The organism is Streptomyces sp. NPDC037301 (genome assembly GCF_055602785.1).
Genome location: NZ_JBVJWD010000037.1, coordinates 44,735 through 66,406, shown reverse-complemented (window position 1 = coordinate 66,406; position 21,672 = coordinate 44,735). Strand labels below are relative to the sequence as shown.

General features: G+C 65.5%; 22 protein-coding genes. 10 read left to right on the top strand and 12 right to left on the bottom strand.

The genetic code is table 11. From position 1 onward, the window contains the following. Positions 1–69: 69 nt before the first annotated feature. The 6 genes from ACZ7IB_RS36730 to ACZ7IB_RS36705 form a co-directional block, all read right to left on the bottom strand. Entirely contained in the window at positions 70–615 is a 546-nt protein-coding gene (locus ACZ7IB_RS36730; protein ID WP_470918688.1) for a hypothetical protein, read from the bottom strand. 566 nt (positions 616–1,181) lie between these two features. Next, positions 1,182–1,508: an SH3 domain-containing protein gene (locus tag ACZ7IB_RS36725; RefSeq protein WP_470918687.1), complete on the bottom strand. Its 327-nt coding sequence runs from the start codon at positions 1,506–1,508 to the stop codon at positions 1,182–1,184. 557 nt (positions 1,509–2,065) lie between these two features. Continuing rightward, a complete protein-coding gene (locus ACZ7IB_RS36720) occupies positions 2,066–2,419 on the bottom strand; it encodes an SH3 domain-containing protein (protein ID WP_470918685.1) in 354 nt (117 codons plus the stop codon). A gap of 91 nt (positions 2,420–2,510) precedes the next feature. Then, positions 2,511–2,864, bottom strand: coding sequence for an SH3 domain-containing protein (locus ACZ7IB_RS36715; RefSeq protein WP_470918683.1), 354 nt, complete (start codon positions 2,862–2,864; stop codon positions 2,511–2,513). 126 nt (positions 2,865–2,990) lie between these two features. Then, positions 2,991–3,359, bottom strand: coding sequence for an SH3 domain-containing protein (locus tag ACZ7IB_RS36710; RefSeq protein ID WP_470918682.1), 369 nt, complete (start codon positions 3,357–3,359; stop codon positions 2,991–2,993). A gap of 1,309 nt (positions 3,360–4,668) precedes the next feature. Continuing rightward, a complete protein-coding gene (locus ACZ7IB_RS36705) occupies positions 4,669–4,911 on the bottom strand; it encodes a hypothetical protein (protein ID WP_470918680.1) in 243 nt (80 codons plus the stop codon). A gap of 131 nt (positions 4,912–5,042) precedes the next feature. Between ACZ7IB_RS36705 and ACZ7IB_RS36700 the strand changes: the two genes are divergently transcribed. Together ACZ7IB_RS36700 and ACZ7IB_RS36695 are read left to right on the top strand one after the other, a co-directional pair. Further along, positions 5,043–5,357, top strand: a complete 315-nt coding sequence (locus ACZ7IB_RS36700; RefSeq protein ID WP_470918678.1) for a hypothetical protein — start codon at positions 5,043–5,045, stop codon at positions 5,355–5,357. A gap of 49 nt (positions 5,358–5,406) precedes the next feature. Next, positions 5,407–6,639, top strand: coding sequence for a GNAT family N-acetyltransferase (locus ACZ7IB_RS36695; protein ID WP_470918676.1), 1,233 nt, complete (start codon positions 5,407–5,409; stop codon positions 6,637–6,639). Positions 6,640–7,157: 518 nt separating this feature from the next. Here the strand turns inward: ACZ7IB_RS36695 and ACZ7IB_RS36690 are convergent. The 3 genes from ACZ7IB_RS36690 to ACZ7IB_RS36680 form a co-directional block, all read right to left on the bottom strand. Next, positions 7,158–7,562, bottom strand: a complete 405-nt coding sequence (locus ACZ7IB_RS36690) for a hypothetical protein (RefSeq protein ID WP_470918674.1) — start codon at positions 7,560–7,562, stop codon at positions 7,158–7,160. 137 nt (positions 7,563–7,699) lie between these two features. After that, positions 7,700–8,743, bottom strand: a complete 1,044-nt coding sequence (locus tag ACZ7IB_RS36685) for a competence protein CoiA family protein (RefSeq protein WP_470918709.1) — start codon at positions 8,741–8,743, stop codon at positions 7,700–7,702. Positions 8,744–10,966: 2,223 nt separating this feature from the next. Further along, the gene (locus ACZ7IB_RS36680; protein WP_470918672.1) at positions 10,967–12,220 is read right to left on the bottom strand and encodes an aminotransferase class I/II-fold pyridoxal phosphate-dependent enzyme; all 1,254 of its coding nucleotides are present in this window, start codon (positions 12,218–12,220) and stop codon (positions 10,967–10,969) included. Between the two features lie 375 nt (positions 12,221–12,595). Here ACZ7IB_RS36680 and ACZ7IB_RS36675 point away from each other — a divergent pair, with 375 nt between their 5' ends. Further along, positions 12,596–12,898: a hypothetical protein gene (locus tag ACZ7IB_RS36675; protein ID WP_470918671.1), complete on the top strand. Its 303-nt coding sequence runs from the start codon at positions 12,596–12,598 to the stop codon at positions 12,896–12,898. Between the two features lie 75 nt (positions 12,899–12,973). Then, positions 12,974–13,486 carry a hypothetical protein gene (locus ACZ7IB_RS36670; RefSeq protein ID WP_470918669.1) on the top strand — a complete coding sequence of 171 codons (513 nt, stop codon included), beginning with the start codon at positions 12,974–12,976 and terminating at the stop codon, positions 13,484–13,486. A 26-nt stretch (positions 13,487–13,512) separates the two neighbouring features. Here the strand turns inward: ACZ7IB_RS36670 and ACZ7IB_RS36665 are convergent, their stop codons facing one another. The 3 genes from ACZ7IB_RS36665 to ACZ7IB_RS36655 are packed head-to-tail and all read right to left on the bottom strand — an operon-like array spanning position 13,513 to position 15,738. After that, entirely contained in the window at positions 13,513–13,740 is a 228-nt protein-coding gene (locus ACZ7IB_RS36665; protein WP_470918667.1) for a hypothetical protein, read from the bottom strand. 56 nt (positions 13,741–13,796) lie between these two features. After that, on the bottom strand, positions 13,797–14,540 hold the full coding sequence (locus ACZ7IB_RS36660) for a hypothetical protein (RefSeq protein WP_470918666.1): 744 nt from the start codon (positions 14,538–14,540) through the stop codon (positions 13,797–13,799). A gap of 43 nt (positions 14,541–14,583) precedes the next feature. Further along, complete coding sequence (locus ACZ7IB_RS36655; RefSeq protein ID WP_470918664.1) at positions 14,584–15,738, bottom strand: C40 family peptidase; 1,155 nt, start codon at positions 15,736–15,738, stop codon at positions 14,584–14,586. A 346-nt stretch (positions 15,739–16,084) separates the two neighbouring features. On the opposite strand from ACZ7IB_RS36655, the gene ACZ7IB_RS36650 reads away from it, so the two are divergent. The 6 genes from ACZ7IB_RS36650 (at position 16,085) to ACZ7IB_RS36625 (ending at position 21,637) form a co-directional block, all read left to right on the top strand. Next, on the top strand, positions 16,085–16,453 hold the full coding sequence (locus tag ACZ7IB_RS36650) for a hypothetical protein (protein WP_470918663.1): 369 nt from the start codon (positions 16,085–16,087) through the stop codon (positions 16,451–16,453). After that, a complete protein-coding gene (locus ACZ7IB_RS36645; RefSeq protein ID WP_470918662.1) occupies positions 16,450–17,247 on the top strand; it encodes a DUF8175 domain-containg protein in 798 nt (265 codons plus the stop codon). The genes ACZ7IB_RS36650 and ACZ7IB_RS36645 overlap by 4 nt, the downstream gene beginning before the upstream one ends. Positions 17,248–17,338: 91 nt before the next feature. After that, entirely contained in the window at positions 17,339–17,557 is a 219-nt protein-coding gene (locus ACZ7IB_RS36640; RefSeq protein WP_470918661.1) for a hypothetical protein, read from the top strand. Continuing rightward, on the top strand, positions 17,554–18,780 hold the full coding sequence (locus ACZ7IB_RS36635) for a hypothetical protein (protein ID WP_470918659.1): 1,227 nt from the start codon (positions 17,554–17,556) through the stop codon (positions 18,778–18,780). Before ACZ7IB_RS36640 ends, ACZ7IB_RS36635 begins: the two co-directional genes overlap by 4 nt. A 2-nt stretch (positions 18,781–18,782) precedes the next feature. Next, positions 18,783–20,273: an SCO6880 family protein gene (locus tag ACZ7IB_RS36630; RefSeq protein WP_470918658.1), complete on the top strand. Its 1,491-nt coding sequence runs from the start codon at positions 18,783–18,785 to the stop codon at positions 20,271–20,273. After that, positions 20,270–21,637 carry an ATP/GTP-binding protein gene (locus ACZ7IB_RS36625; protein WP_470918657.1) on the top strand — a complete coding sequence of 456 codons (1,368 nt, stop codon included), beginning with the start codon at positions 20,270–20,272 and terminating at the stop codon, positions 21,635–21,637. The genes ACZ7IB_RS36630 and ACZ7IB_RS36625 overlap by 4 nt, the downstream gene beginning before the upstream one ends. Positions 21,638–21,672 lie beyond the last annotated feature (35 nt).

The window sequence follows — 21,672 nt, the reverse complement described above, 5'->3', positions numbered from 1 at the left end:
GCGCGCGGCGGGAGTGCAGGGGAGTATGGGTGCCTACGGACGTCCGGTCGTGGGGTCAAGTCCGCTGCATTAGACCGTCGGGGACCCGGTGTACTGGTACCTGTGGTAGCCCTTCCCATCGGAGTCCCAGTCCAGGTGGATTTCGGCGTCCGCGAGCGACTTGCCGCTTCCGACCTTGTAGCTGAGGGTCGGGGTCTGGTAGGAGCCGTTGTAGTTGGCCCAACGGTCGCTATTCTCCATCCGCGACTCGATGGCGGCGTAGTCGCGCTGCACCTTGACGGGGTCCGTGCCGCTCACAGAGCGCTTGATCTGAAGCCGGAGCCTCGCGGCGTCGAGGATGGTCGTGTCGTCCACGGGATATGACGAGATGGGACCGTCCCAACTTGCCTTGGCGTAGCTGTAGATGGTGGATCCGGAGCGGGCGGCGCACACTCGCACGGTGATGTCCCAGTTGTCAGGCCATGGCCCGTTGTATCCGGCGTCGTCGATGCTCTTGGTGCTGGAATTGCATTTGTAACTGAGCGCTGTGGCGGGAGGCGCTGTGATGAGTGATGTGGCTATGACAGCTGCGGCGGCGGTCAGTGCCGCAGCGGCGGGCCGCTTCAGGGAAAACAATGTGGAGCCTTTCACTGGGATTCGGACTTCAAGAGGGAGCACATCGGCTGCCGGCCCTGGGCAGGGTGGCCGGGAGGAAACCCCTGGCCGATGCCGTTCCAAGGCCGGCTGTCGACGACCGCTGCGGTATCTGCGACGGTCGGAAGCGTGCCGTCCTGCGCGATCTAGCTATCGCCCCGAGCCGTGTGTCTCTGTCGTCTGGGCCCGCTCCCGACCGAATGCAGGAGCAAGCGCTTCGCCTGGGGATTCCAGTGCCGGCGCCCTACCGGACACGGCTACTCCATCCCGGCGCGGATGCGGACATGAAGAACGGGATCCCACGGCTTGTGTAGGTTCCGGGGCTGGCTGTCCACCGGCATCGCTCTGAACAGCGCTTTCTGCGGCCTTCTCACCAGGCGTCCACGGGGCCCCCTCCTCGATCCGCGCGCCGATACGGGTTTGGAAGGAGTCGTTCCTCCTGTGGCTTCCCGGGCCGGTGTCGGATCCCACAGCGCGTGAACAGCGGAAACGGGACTTGGACACGGCAGGTGGGATCCCCCATGTGAACGGTGGGGCGGCATGGGCGCCTAGAACCAGTTGTTGTAGTCGCCGCGGACCCAGCCCTTGACGCCCTTGTGGGGGCCCGATGTGACCTTGATGTAGTCCCAGGACCACTTATTGGCGCCGAAGTCCCTGTAGCAGTAGAAGTAGGTATTGGTCCCCTTCGACAACAGGCCCTTCGACGAGTACGAAGTGCCCGGCCCGCTGCGCAGGTTGACCGAGTTGGTGTTGATGTGGCCGTTGAACCCGTACGTGCCGCTGTTACAGCTCGACGAGTCGGCGGCGGAGGCTGTGGGCACGCTTACGAGCGTGGCGCCGGCCGCGGCGAGGAGGGCGACGGCCGACGTGGCCACGCGCCGGATGTGGCGGGAGCGGGGCGGGCGCGAAATGGGAGAGATAGACACAACATCCTTCGGGGAGAGGGGCGGTTGTTTCGTTGTAGGTTCCGGGGCTGGATGTCCACCGGCATCGCTCTGAACAGCGGCTTCTACGGCCGTCCCGACAGGCGTCCACAGGGCCAGTCCCGCTGTTGTGTCCATTTCCTCGGTCCGCGCGCCGATACGGGCTCGGGCAGAGTCGTTTCCCCTGTGGCTTCCCGGGTCGGTGGCGGATCCGACATGGATCCGACAGCGCGGCGCGGATTCCGACACGGGATTCGGGACCCTAAAAGCTTGTGTAGGTTCTCGTCGCTCATGTCCTACGGCGAGACTGTGACCTGTGGCTTCTTGCGGTGTCTCACGCCGTGGCCAGCCGCTCGTTCTCACGGCTGTGTCCAAATCCTCGGCCTTTGCCACCGAGAGCGCGTCGCTGACCTGCGAAGTCTCAGCGCTGGCCACCGAGTGGCCACGGTTCGTGAGAATTGGCCACAAGTTTTGGGAACCTACAGCTTGCCGGTGATCCTGGTGGGTGGTCAGGCCAGGTGGAGGAGGAACTTCCGGTGGAGCCAGCCGTTGGTGTTCTTGGGGAGGCCGGACTTCGAGCGGGCGGTGAGGGTGCCGTAGTACCAGTCGCCGCGGGCGCACTTCAGCGTGATCTTGTCGCTCTTGTAAAGGTAGCCCTTGCTCCAGTAGCTGGAACCGGGTCCGCTGCGGAAGTTGAACGCGTTGGCGTTGATCGTTCCGGGGTGGTCGGCGAACCGGGTCGTGCAGGAGGTCGGCTCGCTAGCGGCGTTGGCCGCCGATGTCGTGGTCGCAGCCAGTCCCGCTGTCGCGGCGAGCACGAGTGCGGCCGAGGCCGCGAGGCGGGTGGGAGTGCGGAGCTTCATGCTGCGTTCCTTCTGGTGTCGATGAGTGGTCAGTTGATGTCGAACGGCACTGGGCGTGCAGTCGCCGTGGCTGAACTTCCTGGTCAGTGGCCTAGTCGAGCTGCACGGGCACGCAGTCCCACGCGTACTTCGAGGCGATCCACCCGGTGGAGTTCTTGGCCAGGCCACTCCTGGACTTCTGGCCGAGCTGGAGCTTGATCCAGGAGCCCTTCGTGGCGATCTTCTTTCCCCAATCACCCTTGTAGAGCAGGCCCTTGGCGGTGTAGCTGGTGCCCGGCCCGGTCCTGAAGTTGACTCCGTTGGTGTTGACCTTGTAGTACACGCGCGGCTTGCAGGGCATCTCCGCTGCGCTGGCGACCGGGGCGCTGGTCGCGGCGACACCCGCGGATACGGACAGTGCGAGAACCGCCGAGGCGGCAAGTCGAGCGGGAGTGCGAAGCTTCATGGTTGTTGTCCTTCTCGGTGTGGAAGAGCGCTGGTCGCCTGATCGCGATGGGCACGATGCGGGCGAATAGAAGGTTGAAGCGGAGCAACGAGAACCGTCAGAGGCCCACTGACGTGCGCCCGCTGATCAGTACGTGTCGCGGACGTACTTCCTGTTGACCCATCCCGTAGCTCCCTTGGGCAGGCCGTTGTGCGACTTCGCCAGGAGCTTGACGTGGTACCAGCGGTCCTTCTTGACGTCGCGGTAGCACTCCTCGAACAGGCGGTCCCCCCGTGCGAGGGATCCCTTGGCCCGGTAGCCGACGCCGGGTCCGATCCGAAGGTTGAGGGCAGCGACCTTCACCGTCTTGTGCTGCGGGTCGGAGAGGCCCTGGCAGGCACCCGCGCCAACCGGACCGGCCGTGGCCGCGCTGGCGACCGGGACTGCGGCCGCGATAGCTAGGACCGTCGCAATGGAGATGGCGGGCAAGGTGCGACGCACGCTCATCAACGCCATGCTGGACCTCCTTCAAGTCAGGCCACATGAACTGGTGTCCGGTCCGAGACTTAGGGGCAGCCTTGATGGCGACAACGCAGGGCCAGCCCTACGCCTTGCGTCTCCCGGAGGGCGGGAGACGCAATCCCAACCTCCCTCAGGAGGGGACGGATCAGGTGCGCGGCGCAGACCTCACCGGAGGCCATGTCGGCCCAGGGACGTGCTGAGTCATTGGGGTGAGAACTTCCAACTCCGCCGAACTTGAGACCCGGACCAAGGTCGACGTGCTGGAGGCAATCGACAGGCAGGGCGATACCGGCGGGGAGCAGTCGTCGGCCTCCCGCACAGGTCGGGCGGCTCTGCAGGCAAGGACCGACGCGCCCCGGCAATGTGACAGCGGACCAGCACAGTGGTCCTGCACGGCGGTCGAAACCGAGAGACATGGCCTTCGGGCAGAACTGGCAACTGGGCGAGTCCACACCAAAGGGAGGTATGGGGGCGATCCAACCGTCGTACCGTGTGCCGAGCGCGGTGGTGGTCTTCCTCCGGATGAAACGAGCATGCGGTGCGGTTCCTCAAAGCCGGGCGAGACCTCGTGCGAAGTCCAACACGCCGAACTCGTCCGGGCTGCCGTGACGTGCCTCATTACATCGTCCTGAGAAATCACCTGGCTGGGGGCGCAACGGGGATGACGGCCTCATCCGAACCGTCTGTCATGGGCCCGCGGTGCGCGCTCACCATCAGCGTGCCCAGCCTGTCGCGTGCGAGCATGGGAAGGACGTCGGCTTCGATGCTGGTGAATCCGCGCCGGCCGGGCGCGGCATGACGATCGTGGCGGAAGAGGCGACACCGCTCTGGAGCACTGCGTCGCCGTCTGGACCCGGCCTCCGTGCCGTCAGCCCCGGCCAGTAACCGCACCGTCTCCAATGCTGGCAGGCGCCCCCGGGAACACTCCTGCCAGCAGTACAGAGCCGGGTGATACCCGCATCACAGTAAGTCACCAACCATTGTTCACCTTGCATCGCAGGTCAAATGCCCTGCGGTGGATCCCGTTCCTGCGATCACAATGAGACGACACACTCTGGGGTTCAAGTCATCGCTCGTGTGGCGGGTACGGGATTGCTCGGACGGCCTTGTGGCGGGCGTTGCAGCCACCATGCGTCCATCTTTTCGGTCGGGTAGCACAGTTGGGGCTTACCTGGGTTTGACCGGCCGTGGCGGGGCCGGGACCTGGTGGCCTTCTGCTCGCAGGCCGGTGGCTCGCGCTAAGGCGCGGGCCACCGTGGAATGGGCCACCCCGTGGCGGCGGCCCAGCTCCGTCACGGTCAGGTCAGGCATTGTGTTCTTGGGCGGTGATGGTGAAGTGCGCGGTCTGCTGGCCGGTGGGGTCGCAGGAGCGCTCCCGGCTCCCGGAGGCGATCAGGCAGGGGACGCGGTCAACGACTTCCGGGTCCGTGGTGGTGCCTTCGGTGGGGATGTAGTCGTCGTAGTACCCGGGGTGCTGCCAGATGACGCGGCCGTCGCGGGTGAGGGTCAGGGTGCCGGCCGAGAATCGGGTGGAGCCCCGTGCCAAAACCCCAGGAAGCCTACGCTGTGTTCCAGCGCTGACATTAAGGGAGTTGAGTCAAGTTGAGTTCGCCGTTCCCTGCTCCATCGTTCACCCGTCTGGAAATGACCGGGCCGCCTGATGAGGTTGACCGGCTCATGGCTCTCTTGAGCGGGGGCGCCGAGATCCGCTACGCGTCCCCTTACGCCCCTGATGCCCGCGGCGACGTGAGATGTGTCGTGGACGTCCTTGCCCATCCCGAGCAGGGGCCGGCAGCCGGTTCTTCGATGGTGACGGTGACCCTCCAGGCCGTGGCTGAGGTTGATCTCTCCCAGATGCCGGATCTCTCCCCCGGTGATGCTCGTAGCCGCATCGCACGGGAGGCCGAAGCGCTGCTGAGAGCGCTGCCCGGCAACGGTGATGTGCAGGCGCGGGTGGTCGCCTCCCGTCCGACCCGGGCGCCCCGGCCCTGATCCCGTGGCATCGAGACCGGCCCCCGGCGGAGCTGTGTCGCTGTGTTTCATGGACTGGAAGGGGCAGCCCGAACACCGCTGGCCGGGCCGCCACGTGATCGCGGTGAGCAACGGGCGTGCCGTCGGCAACATCGACTTCTACACCCATCCCGACGCTGTGGCCCTGGAGATCACCCTCCTGTTCGTCTACCCAGAGTTCCAGGGCCGGGGTCTGGCCACGATGATGATGAACGCCGTGTATGAGGCGTACCCGGACGCGTGGATTGACCACGGCCGGCGGACGCCCGATGGAGCCCACTGGTGGAACCGGTACCGGGAACCCGCGCCCGGGCGGAACATTCACAACCGTCCGCCTCAGGAGTGGGCGGCGTTCTTCGAAGCGTCCCGCGTCGGCGCCGACCGACAACGTAACGCGGACTGGAACAGGGAGTACGGGCTGCTGGGCAACCGTGAGGCCGAGTACCGGTACGGGCAGCAACTGGAAGAGGAGTTCCATCGCTATGACTCCGTATACGTGAGCCGGTCGGTTGCCCCGGTTCTGCATCCCGCCCGACAGGATTTGTATGCAGGGCAGCTGGTGTATCTGCCCCCGGGGCTGCATCGGTACGTTCACAGTCCGGACCGGCCCGCCGGAGACCGGGCACACGCGCTGCTGTCCCACATCGGACATGGGAACCTGCCCCGCAATATGGACTTCTCCGGCTTCTGGAACGCCGACCCTCACACAGCCTTCGACGACGTCCTCCAGCAGGAATTGTTCCTCGGTAGCGGTTCTCCGCGGTCGGCCACGCATGTCGTCTACCAAGGTCTGCCACTGAACGGCGACGGGATGCCCCAGTACAAGTCGACCGCGGAGTACGTCGAGTACACAGATCCCGCGGACATCGGCATCAACTTGACCGGCATGGTCTGGCGCAGCGGCACGCGCCAGGACATCGTGCACGAAGTATCGTTCGACAGGCCCGTGGCAGCGGCGATAGCCCCCGAGTATCCCCAGGCAGCTACCGCACACTATCGCGCCCTCTACGACGAGAAAGGCGAGTTACGTAAGGCCGGGGCGGTCACCACGGCGGCCGTGGAAACCTCCGCGGACCGGATCCGCACGGTCGCGCAACAGCTCATAGAAGATTCCGCCGACCGGCTCAGGTCGATCGGACAGCAGCACATGTACGACCTGGATGTCCGCTCTTCGCCTCCCCGCTCACCGCAGCTGGGCCCGGCTCAGGCACCACGCCAGCCCTTACTTCCCCCCAAGCCGCCACCCAGTCCCAGGTACAGGTGAGAGAACTGACTGCCGGCAGTGATTGGGAGCGGCAGTCGGCGCTCCCACGCCCGGGCACAAGCCGACCACAAGGTTCACAGCGCCCGAATCACCGCTGACCGCGACGCCCCCGATCCGACGAGGTCCGCTGAGCAACACAGCGGCCGCGCAAAGCCGCCAGGCGAGATGAGACGTCCCCGTTGGTCACGGGCAACATCATCTCCCACGGCCCGAACCCAGGAGCACGAATCCGCCAGCCCGGGCGGTTCTCGGCACAGGCGCGCCGCTGAGGCGGAGCCCCGTTTACCAGTCGGCGCGGCCGACCCGGACTGGTCACCGACCTGCGAGCCGACACAGGACTCACCCACGCATCGGAACCGTCTTCCTATCTGCGCACCCTTGCTTCGCCAGGACACTGCACCACAGAAGTCCGCCTCTGCCGGACGACTTCTCCTGCTGGCCTCCGCGCGCACCCGTGGCTTCCCGCAGCGCACAGTGCCTGACACCGCGCGGTGCTGTGGGGCCACCGAGTGCGCTGGTCAGCCGCGTTCCGTGGTCCGGAACGCCTTGACGGCCTGGCGGGCGAGGAACTCCTCGTACCGGTACACCGTCCATCCCCACTCGTGCTGATCGCTGACTTCCGCACGGACGATGAGAACCGGGTCTCTCTCGGTTCTCGCTGCCCGCGCCCGGCGGAGGGCCTCCACAAGGTCGGCCTGAAACCCGGGTGGCATGGGTGGTGGCGCCTCGGTGTAGGTGGTGCCTATACGGAGTGCCGAGGGACTCTCCACGAGCCGCGTAAGCGGACCGCCCTCAGGGTTTTCCACGCGCACGTACAAGACTCTGCGCTGCTCGTACATGATCAGGCCTTGGTGCATGAGATCCGCGTGCAGCAGGGAGTCTTGGCCGTTCTCGGTGTTAGTGGCCACCCATACGTCGCTCACTGAGCCCCTCCACGGATTCATCATCGGTCGTAGAACTTGCGGTGTCACATCAACGCTGAGGTTGCTCTCTGTCGCGCATGGAACTGCCGTGGACGCCGTGGGCTGCGTGGAATCCCTGTCGGGCCGCGGCGATTCCGTCAGACGACGAGGATTTGCGCGGCAGGCGGCGCGTCCCGCTTGAGGGTGAAGAATTCTTCTGCGGATCCGACGAGCACAGGGACCTGGCACAGAGGTCCGTCCCAGTTGACGCGCGGGGGGTGAGGGCGGACCACGGCGGTGACGGAGTCGTTCGTTGCTCCCGGTTGCCTTGGTGTGGGAGTGAGGATGAGTCCGCCGGCCAGCCAGTTGGCTGTCGACACTTCGATGTGGCAGGCGGTGCCGGTGGATCGGTGGCCCCAGCGCCTCGCGGCGTCCAGGAGCCGGCCGAGGTCAGAGGCTTCGCCTGTTGCTGTCGTGGTCGAGAGGTCGTGAGGCGCGTCTGTGGCTGCTTTCAGAAGTGGGGGCCTTTTGTCCGTCGTTGTGGTGGCCGCGAGTCTCTCAAGATGGTCTGCGTCGGTCTGTGCGTCCCTCGTCGTCGCCCAGCCTCGGAATCGGTGCCCGGTATGGGGATCCAGCTGGGTGTGGTGGATGAGGCGTTCTGTGAGGAGGTCCTTCAGGAACTCCCTGAGCAGTATGGGTTCGTGCGCCGACCACCGGAGGTGAAGTGGGTGGTCCCATGATGGGCCGCAGCGACAGTCGGTCGTCGTGAGACGCTGGTGGGCTGCGGGGAGCAGCCACTCTGCTGATGGCTCCGCTGGTGCTTGGATGCGCGCGGCGGGCACGTTGTCGAGCCAGAGGGGGTCGTGGTCACATGTGGTGAACCACGCGACGTCGACGCCGTCGCGACGGTATCCCCTGGTGCGTCGGAGGATTTCTTCGGTGGTGATTGGGGGGCCCTGAGCTTCGAGCGCCGTGCGGCGATTCCCGTCGGGTGAGGTAACTAGGACATCGGCCCGCCACTCTCCTTCACCGGGGGTGCTGGCCTCGAGGTCGGCATGATGACCAGCGTCGCGCGCGGCCTGGGCGAGGGCCTGTTTGAGCACGTGGTGTTCGACGGACTCGTGGTTGCTGAGGCTGCATGCGGGGGCGCCTGGGGTGTGGGCGAAGAAGCGCAGGCCGGGGTTTGGGCTCTCGGCTCGCATGCTGTGGCCACATTCGACGCAGGCAAGTTGAGGGCGGCTGCGGTGAATGGCGGTCCATGACCAGTCGACGCCGAGGTCGTCGCGTGTGCCGTCCAGACGGCCGCGTGCCGCGTGAAGCGCTGTGAAAGCCATGGTGGGTTGTCCCCCGCTCAGTGCGCCCCGACATGGCCGTGCTCGAAACCGCAGGCCATGGGGCGGCGTAGCCGTGGAGTTCGTCGGTGACGCGTCCTAGGCTCTGAGGTATCTGCAGGCCGTGTCTATGGGCGGAGTCCGTGGCTCCCGCCCTGCGGATTTCGCGAGATCGCTTTCCCCTGAGGTGGTTCGAATTACGAAGGGCGTTTCGCCTCGCGGCACGGCTACCGCGGTGTCAGAGGGCTGCTGGGAGCATCGCGCGTTCAGATGAACCTCGAGGGCCACGGTGAGTCGGCTAGAGGCGACATCGATCCACGGCGCCTCACACTCGCCGCGGAGTCGGAGGCTGGATCAGGTGCTTGGTGGCCAGGGTGCTCGCGCGGGTGTGTGCGTGGCTTCGGAAGGCGGGAACCCTCGCACGGTGTGGTGCAGGACCTGAAGCCCCCGGAGCTGCCGATGTATGTGGCCCTGCGCTGGAAAGTCGACTACAAGGGCCCCAACAACGGTGAGTCCGATGAGATCGCACTGCCGCAGGCCGACTTGGACGGCGTGTCTAACGGCTGGCCCGGTGGCGCCCAGGGGCTTCCGTGCAGGTGTGGGCACCCATCGCCCGTGACTCATCCGGGCCGGCGTCTCCGGCGTCAAGGCTGGTCGAGGCGTACCGGGGCCCGTCTGTCGGTGCTGCGCGACTGCGGCCTGAAGGAGCACAAAGGGGCGGTAGCTACGGAGGCATGACGAGCGGCAACGGCCCCCGGCTCGGAGTCAGAGTGCGGCGCTGGGGAGCATGGGTCGGGGTGGTCGGGGCGCAGTACGGATCCTGCCCCGCAAGGACTGCGCCCGCCCCGACGCCCAGGGAGAGGTCACCTGAAGTTCCCACCCGGCCCCGGCAGCGCCCACCGACGTCGACGCGGACAGGTGCGGCTGCGCCACCGATGCGACTACTCAACAGAACCTCCAGAGAGGGCACGGAAGAGGGCGGCTCTGCCGTTCCCCGAGGCCTAGTCAGTCGCCACGCGTCGTCCCCGCCCCTGTCGACGTGGGCGTGAAAGGCCTCGGCGCTGCTCCCCGGGTACGGACGGATCGTGTGCGTCGGGGGGTGCGGTGAATCCGCCGGGGACCACGGCCCGGGGGTTTGAGGTTGCTACAGCGGGGGTGAGGGCTGCTGCCTGGTCTGCGTTGCCAGTGCCTCGCGAGCGGACCGACGTGTCCAGGATCTGCACGCGCCGGATCACCGCAGTGCAAGAAGCGCAGGTCTGTGACAGCTGCCAGACGCGGCCGTGAAGGTCGGTCACCACGACGAGGCAGACACCGCCTGCGCATCGTTCGACGTTGGATTCGGCGTGCCAGGAGCAGTCCTGGGTCCTGCACTGGCAGTTGGCGTCAGCTCGTGGTTGGCCGAGTCGGCGTGCGTGGTGGGCAATGTGCTTTCGCGCGGCTTGTCGAGCGCGGTCGGTCTCCTGGTAGCGGATGTGGTCGGTGCGGCAGCTGGCGTCACATGTGACCTGCAAGATCCCTTCGCCGGGCCGCCCTTTTGGGCTGACGCGAACGGTGATCGTTCGGCTGGCGGGGCGGGGGTCGATGGTGGTCACGGTGGATGCCGTCACGGGGTCCTGTCCCTTCGTCCTTTGTTGGGGGTGCCCCCCATAGTGCGGCTTTCCTCTGGATTCCGCGGTCATTCGCTTCAGTCCCTGCTGCGGCCGCCGGGTGCTGCCGGGGCCGGTGGCCAGAGGCGCCAGGCTGTTGCTGTGACGTGCTGCGGGGATAAGGAGACCCCGTTCTGATGAAGTGGTTTCTCGCCGCATTAGCCGCGAGTTGGCACGGCTGGCGATGTTGATGAGGATGTCGGTGGCTCTCGCAGCATCGGCCGCGGTCTCCAGGTCGGTGAGGTCTGCGGGGAGCGCGTCGGCCTGGGTCTTGTACTGTGCGGAGAGCTCGTGAGGGAGAGAGTGCAGTGTTTCGGCGCTGCACGTGACGAGCACCAGGTCGTGGCCGCGCCAGCAGGGCGTGGGCGAGGTGGTGTCCGATTCGGGAGCTGGCGCGCGTCACCAGAACAGGGGCTAATTTGTTTGCCTCACCGGTCGGTTGATTGGATTACGCGGCGGGGGTCTCGACGAGGTCGTCACGGAGATGCGCGAAGACCTCAAGGCACGCGGTGATGGACTCATCAGTGTGGGTGTCGGTGACTGCGAGGCGCAGCTGAGGGCCTTCGGCAGCGGGCGGCAGGATCGGGTTGCTGTAGATGCCGTGGTTGGTGAGCATGCGGTGAGAGAGAAGGAGCATGTACTCGTCGGCAAATCGAACTGGGATGACTGGGCCGGTTCCCGTGGGGACGCTGTAGCCCATCTCCGCCAGCGCGGTGCGCAGGCGGGTCGCGAGGGCGAGGGCGCGGGGCGTGGTGGGCTGCTTGGCCAGCAGGCGCAGCGCAGTGAGGGCTGCGGCGGCGCTGGCCGGCGCGAGTCCGGCTGAGAACATGGCCGGTCGGCTTGTGTGGCGCAGGAAGTCGATGACCTTTCGGTCAGCGAGGACTGCGCCGCCCTGACTTGCAAGGCTCTTGCTGAAAGTGACGGTGGTGAGGGGTATCTGACCGTCGAGCGCGTGGTGGGCGATGCTTCCGCGGCCTCGGGCGAGCACGCCCAGGCCGTGCGCGTCGTCGACCAGGAGGGTCGCGCCGTGGTGGTCGGCGATCTGCAGGAGGTCCGGCAGTGGGGCGGCGTCCCCTTCCATGCTGTAGAGGCCGTCGACGCAGACGAGTGTGGGCGTTGTGCTGAGTTCGGTGAGCGTGCGGTGCAGGGAGGATGCGTCGTTGTGGGCGAACAACCTTATTGTCGCGCCCCGCGCCTTGGCGAGCTGAGCTCCGTCGATCAGTGAGGCGTGGGCCTGCTGGTCGAGCACGACGGCTTCGCCCCGTCCCGCCAGAGCGGAGACGGCACCCAGATTGGCCATGTAGCCAGCCGAGTAGACGAGAGCCGCCTCGGCGCCATAGAAGGCTGCGAGCTCCCCTTCGAGCTGTTCGTGCAAAGCGAGGTTGCCACTGAGTAGACGGCTGTCGGTTGCGGAGGTTCCCCAGTGATCAATGGCCTCGCGTGCCGCCTGCCTCACCTTGGGGTGGAGGGTGAAGCCGCGGTAGTCGCCGGAACCCAGGTTGGTCATGCTCCGTCCGTCAAGGCGTGCCACGCCGCCCTCATCTGTCCCGTCGAGGACGGGGTAATACGGGTAGAAGTCTGCGGCGCGGACCTCGTCCGCTCGGGTGTAGGCGTAGCACTTCTCCAGCACGTTCATCTGCAGGAGCTCCTGTACGGGTTGAGTGTCGTGGGCGGGCGCGGTGCCGGACGCGACGCTCACCACAGGGGGGCGGTGGCGGCGTCGCGCCCGGTCCTTCAACAGTTCGCGCTGACCGCCAGGGGTGGCAAGGCCGCTTGGCCGAGTTCCCGCCGGGCGGTGCAAGGGATCGCGAACCTCCCCTGGGGCGGGATTTCCGTCCGGGCGTTCTAACAGTTCAACGACACTCCTGCTCCCTGCACCGCGCCCTCGCCGAGCTCAGCCAGGCGCCCACACCCATCTGTTGCGAGGGCCTGCACAGCGCGGACTTCGCCGTGCCTCACACGTTCGGTCTGGCGATCCGCCCAGAGGTAGCCTCGCGCGCCGCCTGGACCTCCCGTCCCGCGGAACGTGCTGGTCGCTGCGATACCGGTGCGGGCACATGACGGTTACGGTGGCCGCATGGATGAATCGCAGGATGTGAACTCGCCCGGCGAGGCGGCCGCTCTGCTTCGGGGTTTGGTCCGCACTTGTCGGGAACAGGGCGAGAAGGCACCCGACGTCTACATCGGTGACGAAGGGGTTGCCGAGGCCGTGCTCCTGCCTGTCGCCAGGTACCGGCGGCTCGTCAAAGAGCTGGATTCTGCGGCCCTTGCGCTGCGTACAGCCGAGCGACTGGGTGATGCACCGGGCCCGGGCGATGGAATATCGGACGAGGACCTCGCCGCGTGGGTCCGCGGCGACGGGACAGCTGACCGGCCGTAGGCCGGGTCTGACGCGACCAGGGCAGGGGCCATGCAGCGGGAGCGAACACGCTATCGGGGAAATCACCATCCGGCCGTGCGCGAGGACATCCTGGCTCTGATGGAGCAGGACGTACAGTTGCGCGACATCGCTCTGGCGCGCATCGGGCAGTTAGTTCGGGGTGAGGTTGTCGGCCGCCCCCTGGAGGCACGCGCGGGAAGTCCGGATCTCAGCGATTGCCGCGTGCTGCGTTTTGACACATATGAGCACGATCCGGGCTGGCGGAACATCACTGCGGTCAGTGGTGCGCACCTTCCCGCCCGGGAGCCCTCGGCTTCGACTCCCCCGCCCCGTTATTGCGTTCTCTACCGCCTGCAGGATCCGTTGGACAATTCCGACCGGCGCCTCTTCCTCCAGGTTCTCTCTGTTGCCCCGAGTGTGGAGTCCGCTGTATATCGCCTTGCCGGGCAGCGACTCAACCGGCCCGACATCGCACGTCAGCCACGTAGGGCTTCGGGGAATTCCTCAGGTGCTGTGGGAGCACGCGAACTGGCTCTGCGCGAAGCCCAGCGACGGGACGCTGCCGCGCAGGAGCGACGTCTCAGTTGAATCGACCGCTGGGGTCCGGTGCCTATCTATGCCACGGTGCCGCCGGCCTGCCTGCGGCGAATTCGCGCTCCGAGATGGGCGATGGCCAGCCCCAGGGCAACGAGGGCGAGCCCGGGGAGCACTCTGGGCGAGGGCCCTTCGTTCGCGGCCACCCAGCCGATGGTGCCCAGCCCCATTGCGATCAGGAGAAAGGGCGCGACGTAGCTGATCAGCAGGGCACTGTTGCGGATCAACCCGGTGACGAAATGAACCATCTGGTCCTCCTGCCGGCGACGCGGGCTAGTCGTGGAGGCGTCAGACTACCGTGCTGTCAAGGCTTCTGCGCCGCCAGTTCCGCAAAGCGGAAGCGAATGCGCTGTGCGGCGGGCGTGTTCGAGCTCCCGGAGTGTCGCTCCAGCAGAGCGAGAACTTCGCCGGCGGCTTCGGTGGCTTCCTGAGCGGGGAGCTGCATCCATGCGTTGGCGGCGTTACTTGTGGTGATGGCAATGTGGCGGCACAGGGTGTGGTTGTGGACCGGGTTTCTCGGGCAGGGGCCCTGGCGTTCACGCCAGGTGGCGGCGATCCAACTCCAGGTGTGGTAGGCGTACGTGTAGTCCCGCTTGATCCACGCCAGGTGGGCGCGTGTTTCGGCTGCTTCCAGCGTGTCGGTGTGTTCAGGACCGCGAGAGGGGTCGGCGGAGAGTCGGAGGAGAAGCCCGTTGGTGCGCTCGATGGCCTCCTCGACGTTGCCCTGAACGACGAGTGTGTGGATGTCCGCGAGGGTTTGGCTGGTTGGCTCGGGCTGCTGTGTGTTCGACGTCGCAGCGGCTCGGGTGGCTGTGGCAGTGGCTGTGGTCCCGTCTGGGTTGACAGTGAGTGCGGCCTCGACGCCGTAGCGGCGGTCGTCAATCTGGGCGTTGATCGGGTGTCCGACGCCGGCCGCCTCCAGGTGGAGGTAGCTCATGACGGCCTGATCGGGGTCCACTCCTGGAGGAACGGCGATCGGCTCTCCGTGGATGTGCACAGTTGTCTCGTCGAGGATGTGGACGGGGATCGGGGGTGTCGCAGTGGTCATGGTTCTCCTCTACTCAGGTCGCTCCGGGGGGGTTGGCTGTGGTTCAGATCGAAGATTTACCGCCGGCGCTGGGGAATGAGGGTTCAGCCCAGCCGCGGTAGCGCAGTCTCCAGGCGCCGTGGGTGAGTTCCTTGCGGCGGACGATGTCGATGTATCCGTTGCGTTTGATGTCGTTGGAGGCGACCAGGTCATTGCCGAGGTAGAGGGCGACGTGGCCGGCCGGGTCGTTGGTGGCGTAGAAGAGCAGGGCTCCGGGGGGCGGCGTGTTGGATCCGGCGTGCGCGAGTCCGGCGGATACGAGGCGGTCCCAGTGGGCGTTGGCGGTCGCGGAGCCGCTGCTGCCATAGCCGTAGGTCTGGGCGACGAAGTTATCGCAGCAACGGCGCCACGTGCCCTCGGAGTTACAAGTCTGGAGTGGCAGGGGGGTGTTCGGGGCCTTGCGGGCGGCTTGTATGGCCTGGGCCGGGGCGCGGGGGTTCTTGACGCTGAACTTGCCGGCCGGGGCGTCTGCGTCGCCGGTGCAGCCGTCAGTGGTGGAGGTGACGGCTTCCGTCCCCCAGGTCTTGGCAACGAGTGCGCCCGCGCTGGATTCCCATTTGGCGTACTTCTCGGGATGCCCGGACGCCTGGACCTTCTGCGCTACCCGAGTCAGCGGGTCGGTCTGCCAGTTGGCGACTTTGACCAGGTGATTGTAGAAGGTGTTTGCCGCATGGATCGGGTCCGTCACCTGCGCGAGGGTTCCCCATCCCTGGGATGGGCGCTGTTGGAACAGCCCGGCCGAGTCGCGGTCGCCCCCGTTGAGGTTGTCCAGCGTTGACTCTTGCATCGAGGTGGCTACAGCGATCACGGCTGCGCGTGGGTTGAGGTGGCGAGTGCGCGCCACGTTAGTGATCACGGCGGCGTTTCGCTCCCGCGAGGTGCTCCACTTGGGCTGTTCCTGAGGGCCTTCGGGGCGTAGTGGCACGGTGACGCGTGTAGTTCTGCTGGTCCTGGTTTCCCCCTCGAACTTCACCTCGGGGCCTTGCGGGCCGGTGCCGTCGGTTCCGTCCCCGAAGGGCTTGAGGGGCGCCTCGCAGGTCTGGGCGTTGGCGACGGATTCCGGGCTTGAGAAGACGGCCTGCAGGGCTAGGCCGATCAACATCACGAGGGCGAGCAGCATGACGGCGCCGAGCATTGCTATTCGCTGCAAAACGGCCACTCTTTTTCCTCCGGTGTGCGTGTCGTCCGCAAGGTTTCGTCCGCAGCGCGGGAAACTTAGAGATTTTTTCCCGCAGTGCGGGAAATGGCTTCGTTTCTCACACCGCGCGTACTGCCCTCCGCTTTGGGGTCCCTACGGTTCTGACCTGGAAAAGGGATCAGAAGCGACCGCCACCAGAGGGGGATCCTAATTCAGCGAACGGCATGCGGGGTAGCAGGACTTACAAGGTCAGTTCCTGAACGGTTCCATTCCCGTCAAGCGGGAGAATCCTTCCCGCATTTCCGTACGCTGCGCCGTCCACGGGCGAGGAGTTCCCTCAACGGCGACCTGGAGGGACGGGACGGAGATGCTCACGCTTCTTCACAGCACGTCGGTGATAGCCGGAGCTAAGAGCGGAAAAGAGGAGGGCGGAAGCGAGGGTGGAAAGATCGATGGTCTCTTGCATGGCATCACGCCGAGCTGGGGGCCGTTCTCAACGCTCCAGGAACCGGCTCAACAGGTGATTGGCGTCATCATGGCTGGCGTCGTCCTGTTTCTTCTGGGAACGGCGGTTGTAGGCGCAATGCATATCAAGGTCGGAAATTCTCAGGCGAACACCATGGAGACCAAGAAGGGCCAGACTCAGGTCGCCAGTGCCCTGGTCGGCTTGTTCGTGGTAGCCGCCATGGCAACGATCTTCACGATCGTCTACGGCATGGGGGCCAAGGTCAAATGACGAGTCGGGCAAAGGCGCGGGGCGGCACCCGCTCTCTGGTGCCAGATTCCGCAGGGTCTACGGCTCCGGGCGAAAACTCCCCGTGGCGGCGTGCGAAGATTGCCGGTCTTGCATTCGCTGCGATCCTCATCGTTGGAGTATTTCTGTCAAATATCTCCGGAAGCGGGTCATCTAATTCCGGTCAGCGACCGACACCCACCTCCAGCATCACTTCATCTCCAGGTGGAAGTGGTGGCGGCGTGAAAGCCGGAGGTGCAGTCAAGGGAATCCCCGTCGGATATCCACGGTCCAAGGCCGGCGCACTCGCAGCGGCGGTGAACTACGAGGTAGCACGGTCAAGCCCTTCGTACTTCACGGACCAGGAATTTCGCCACGCCATTCTGGAAACGGTCATGACGCGTGAATCCGTCAAGGAACAGCAGCGCAGGGATGACCGGGACGCGTCCAAGGTGGTGGCCTCTCTCGGGCTCGACAGTGGAGGTTCTGCGCACATGATCATGCGCGCTTCTCCTGTGGGCACGCAGATGGGCAGTTACTCGCCTCAGGTGGCGACGGTCAAGATCTGGATGAGCGAGCTGGTCGGCATGACCAGCACGAACTCGCCGCTCCCGGTTTCTGCCAACTGGACCACTTACACGCTCACGCTCCAGTGGCAGCAGAGCGACTGGAAGTTGGCAGACATTTCTCAGAGTGCTGGGCCGACGCCATTGCAGACCACTGATAGGGCTCCGGACTCGGTCGACATGTTCCGGAAGATGGATGAGGAATTCAATGCGCCCCCTTACGTCGGCTAAGACTTCGCGAGCATTTGCCCGCTTGCTTCCGGTACTCATTCTTTCGTGCGCGTCGGCGATATTTTCACCGACTCTGCCGGATGCTCATGCCGTGGACGTCTGTGATCTCCCCGGATGCAGCCTTCTGGAGAAAGGAGTCGACAGGGCTGCCGATATAGGCAAGGACGTAACCAAGCCCCTCAGCGATCTCGGCGGAAAGGTGAACACGGCGTACGACCTGGCGTCGGACCCTCTCGGATACTTCTCGGAGAAGTTCGCCCAGACCAGTGGGAAGTTGATCCAGGAACTGGGTGGGGAGATCAAGAAATGAACACCCTGGCCGTAAACCTCGGCACAGAGATCGACTGGGGAAATCCGGGTTTCCTTCAAATCTACGCCTTGACTTTTGGCGTCTCTACGATCCTCACAGCAATTCTTTGGCTGTTCGCCGTGGCCAAAAGGGCGGCGCAGGGAGTGCACTTCGGGCAGGCTCTGAGCGAATCCATTGGATACCTTCTGATGGCCGTTATGGTGAGCGCCTTCGCTCCCGCAGCGGTCGCCTACACGGTCAAGCTCATGGACGGCGCGGCTGAGTCAATGCTCGGTTCGCAGGCCCTTAAGATCACCGTTCTCGGCGGCATCGTCGTCGGATGCCTAATGGTGCTGTCCGGTTCGGGCCTTGGTGCACCCCTGGCGCTCATCATCGGATTCTCCCTGATCATGATCCTGCTGGGAATCTGGCTCCTGCTCGCAGTCCGCAATGCACTGATCCTCTGCGGTCTCGTGTTCGGCCCGACGGTGTTCTCCGGCCTGGTCAACAAGGATTTATGGAAGCATACGAAACAGTGGGCTGGGGTGATGGTCGCCATCATTTCCGCCAAGTACGTCATTTACACGGTTCTGGCACTCGCTATCGCGCTCACCGAGGGAATTCCTCGCAATGTGGCAGATCTAAGTTTCGGGCAGGCTTTGGGTACACTCATATCGGTGTTCGCCTTGTTCTTCCTCGCATTGTTCGCACCATTCCAGATCGGCAAGTTCGTGCCCATCTTTGGCGATGAAATGCAGGCGATCCTCAGTGCTCGAGGCACCTTCGTGGACCAGGCCAAGTCCGCGTACGAGCAAGGCAAGTCCTCGATCGACCGCCTCAAGGGGATGGACAACCCCCGCCTCGGCGGGGGCGATGGAGGCGACTCGGGTGGCGGCAGTGGCGAGGAGCTCGCAGCCGCAGCGGGGCCCGAGGCTGCCATCGCCGCAAAGGCCAAGCAGGACATGGACGAGCAGCAAAAGGATTACGAAGACGCCGCGTTCAAGGGACTCGGCGGCGGTCAGGGGCAAGGCAGCGGATCGAATCAGTCGTCGAATGCGCTAGCCGACTCGGACTCCTCGTCAGGTTCGTCATCGGGATCGGGCGGTGCGTTCACACCGCCCTCATCGCCTCCTCCGGCAGGGTCGCCCGACGGCGCTGGCGCGCCGCCAGCTCCATCCCCCGCTTCGGCGCCAGCCCCGGCGCCCCCGTCTGGTCCCGACCACTTCAGTAGCGGAATGGAGTAGCCGTGCCTCGCGCATTCCTCTTTCCCCGGCCGCGCCCACGCGGCCTGCTTGGCCGGCGATTCGAAGGAGACGAGCAGCTCGTGCTCGGTGGCGGAGCCGCTGCGTCGCTGCTCACCCTTGCCGTGGTCCCGAGTGCGGCCCTCAAGGTTGCGACGTTCGCATCCATCCTCGTTCTGAGCACAGCAAGCGTCCTCCTTCCCTACAAGGGCCGAACATATCTGCGCTGGTGGGAGATACGGCACTCCTATCGCAAGCTGCTGCGGAACGGCTCGCTCTTGTACCGGTCGAAGGCACCGTTGGCGGGCCGAACGATGGCTGGGCAGTCCGTGCCCGTCAACGCGCCCGCTGGGGTGCCGCATGGGATGGAATGGTTCCGGGCCCGCACCGCGTATGGCGATATAGCGGTACTGCTTCAGCCGACCGAGGGACTGTTCACTGCGGTGATAGAGGTCGAAGGCCAGAAGAACTTCGGCGGTCTGGACACGGCAGACCAGGAGGCGCTTGTCTCCGCCTGGGAAACCCTCCTTCGACAGACCTCGGACGCCGGGGGCCGGATCAGTCGGCTCCAGTGGATCGCTCGGATCGTGCCCGTCGACCCCAACGCCCATGCCCGCGACGCCCAGGCCCGCCGGGACCCGAAAGCGGCTGGTTGGCTGCATGACTCCTATGAACAGCTGCTGCAGAGGGTGGCCATCAGCGCCGAGGACCGACGGCTGTTTCTGGTCATCGGCATCCGCTACAGCCAGGACCTGGTCGCGGAGTCGCTCAAGTACAACTCCCTTTTCGAAGGCTACGGCGTTGTGCTCGGCAAGGAGGTCGAGAGCTTCATCCGCAGTCTGGGAACCGCCCAGTTGCGATGGGTCCGCAGCCTCGACGAGGCCGCCCTCGCTTCCTTCGTACACCACTGCTACGCGCCCGATCACTGGCTTAATGATGTACGTGGCATGGATCGAGCAACCTGCTGGCCTGCGGAAATGGATGCACGCGAACAGACCGTCATGGTCTCGCGCGGCTGGGAGACCAGCCAGCCCTGGATGCATGCCACGGCCTGGATCAAGCAGTTCCCCATTTTGCCGGTGGGCCTGAACTTCCTCGCCCCGGTGTTGCTGTACGTGCCGGACGTGATCTGCACCGTCGCCGTGACGATGGATCTGGTTCCTTCCGACCGGGCCATGCAGGACGCGATTTCAGATGCCACCAACGAGTTGGGGCAGGCGGACGCCAAGCCAGGAAAGATCACCGATCCACGTGAGCGCCGTGAGCAGCATGCGGCCACCTCCACGATGGAGGAGATCGCCTCCGGGGCGGCCGGCGTTCGCCTGACCGGCTGGGTGACCGTGTCCGCTCGGGACCAGGACGGTTTGGAGCAGAACAAGGGCACGATCCGCGCCGCGTCGACCAAGAGCCAGCTCGCCCTGGAATGGTGCGACCTGGAACAGCACCGCGCCTTCGCCAACACTCTGCCGCTCGCCGGCGGCCTGCTGGGGGGATGAGCATCATGCTGGAACTACTGCGGCCCCAGACTCAGACACGCCGCCGTCCCCTGCGCACGAGCACGGCCCAGGCCTGCGGCTTGTATCCCGCGGTCGGCTCGCCGAGCTCGGACCCTCGCGGCGTCATAATCGGCCGCGAGATCTACAGCGGCAAGGCATTCATCTATGACCCCTTCGTCCTCTACGACCCCTCCGCCCGGGAACGTCTGCCCAGCGGCCACGCCCTGGTCTTGGGCAAGAGCGGTTGCGGAAAATCGGCGCTGGAGAAGTGTTACGTACTGCGCCAGCTCCGCTTCCGCGAGAGGGCATTTGCGATTCTCGATGCCCAGGGCGAGGACGGCGTCGGCGAGTGGGACGCAATCGCCCGAGCCGTGGGTATCAAACCCATCCGCCTGGTCTACGGCGGGGACGGCGACGGCGTGCGCCTCAACCCCCTGGACCCTCGCATCCCCAGCAAGCACCAGTTCGCAGTCTTGTGCAGCATGGTCGAGATCCTCAGCGGTCCTCTCTCCTCCGAGACCCGATTCGCTCTGTCCGTTGCACATCGCGCAGCCATGGAGCGGGCTGTCGCCGAAGGCCGAGTCCCCGTCCTCAGCGACATCCACGACACGCTGACCCGGCCCGGTCCCGGCTTGCTCGGCAAACGCGAGGTCAGCGAGGACCAGATGGTGGCGTGGGGCCAGCCCGCTTCACTCGCCATGGACCAGCTCTGCTCCGAGGAACGTGACTTGGCGGGTCTGTTCAACGGACCGACGACCGAGGGCATCGACCTTGACGCCAAGCTAATCGTGTTCGACCTGACCGCGCTCCCCCGCGAGGGAAGTGCCATGCCCCTCTTGATGAGCGTCATCGGCCCCTGGCTGCGCTGGGGCTGGATCAAACCGGGTGACTCCGTCAAAAGAACACTCATAGTTGAGGAAGCCTGGCATATCTTGTCGCACCGCCCCGTAGCGCGGCTCTTCGAGGAGTTCGTCAGGTTTGGGCGCCGGTTGGGGTTGTCGTTCTGGGCGATACTCCACCACCTGGCGGATCTGCGCCTCGCCGAAGCGCCCGAGGCCGAGGCCATCTTGAAGTTGACCGCCACGCGCGTGATCTATCACATGGACAGGCACGAGGCCGACATCACGGCAGACTACCTCCAGCTCCCCGGCTGGGCCCGGGACGCGATCACAGATGGCGCGAGCAGGTGTGCGCCAGGCAATGCGGTATGGCAGGTCGGCCAGCGAGTCCAGCTCGTCGAGCACATCCGGAGCCGCATCGAGATCTCGCTGACCAACACCAACTCGAAGATGACCGAGAAGGTCCGTGAGTTGCCGAATACGGCACCCATAATCCCCATGAACTCGCGGGTGACATCTCGATGATGAGGCTATCCATTGTCGTGGGTTCCCGCACCCCA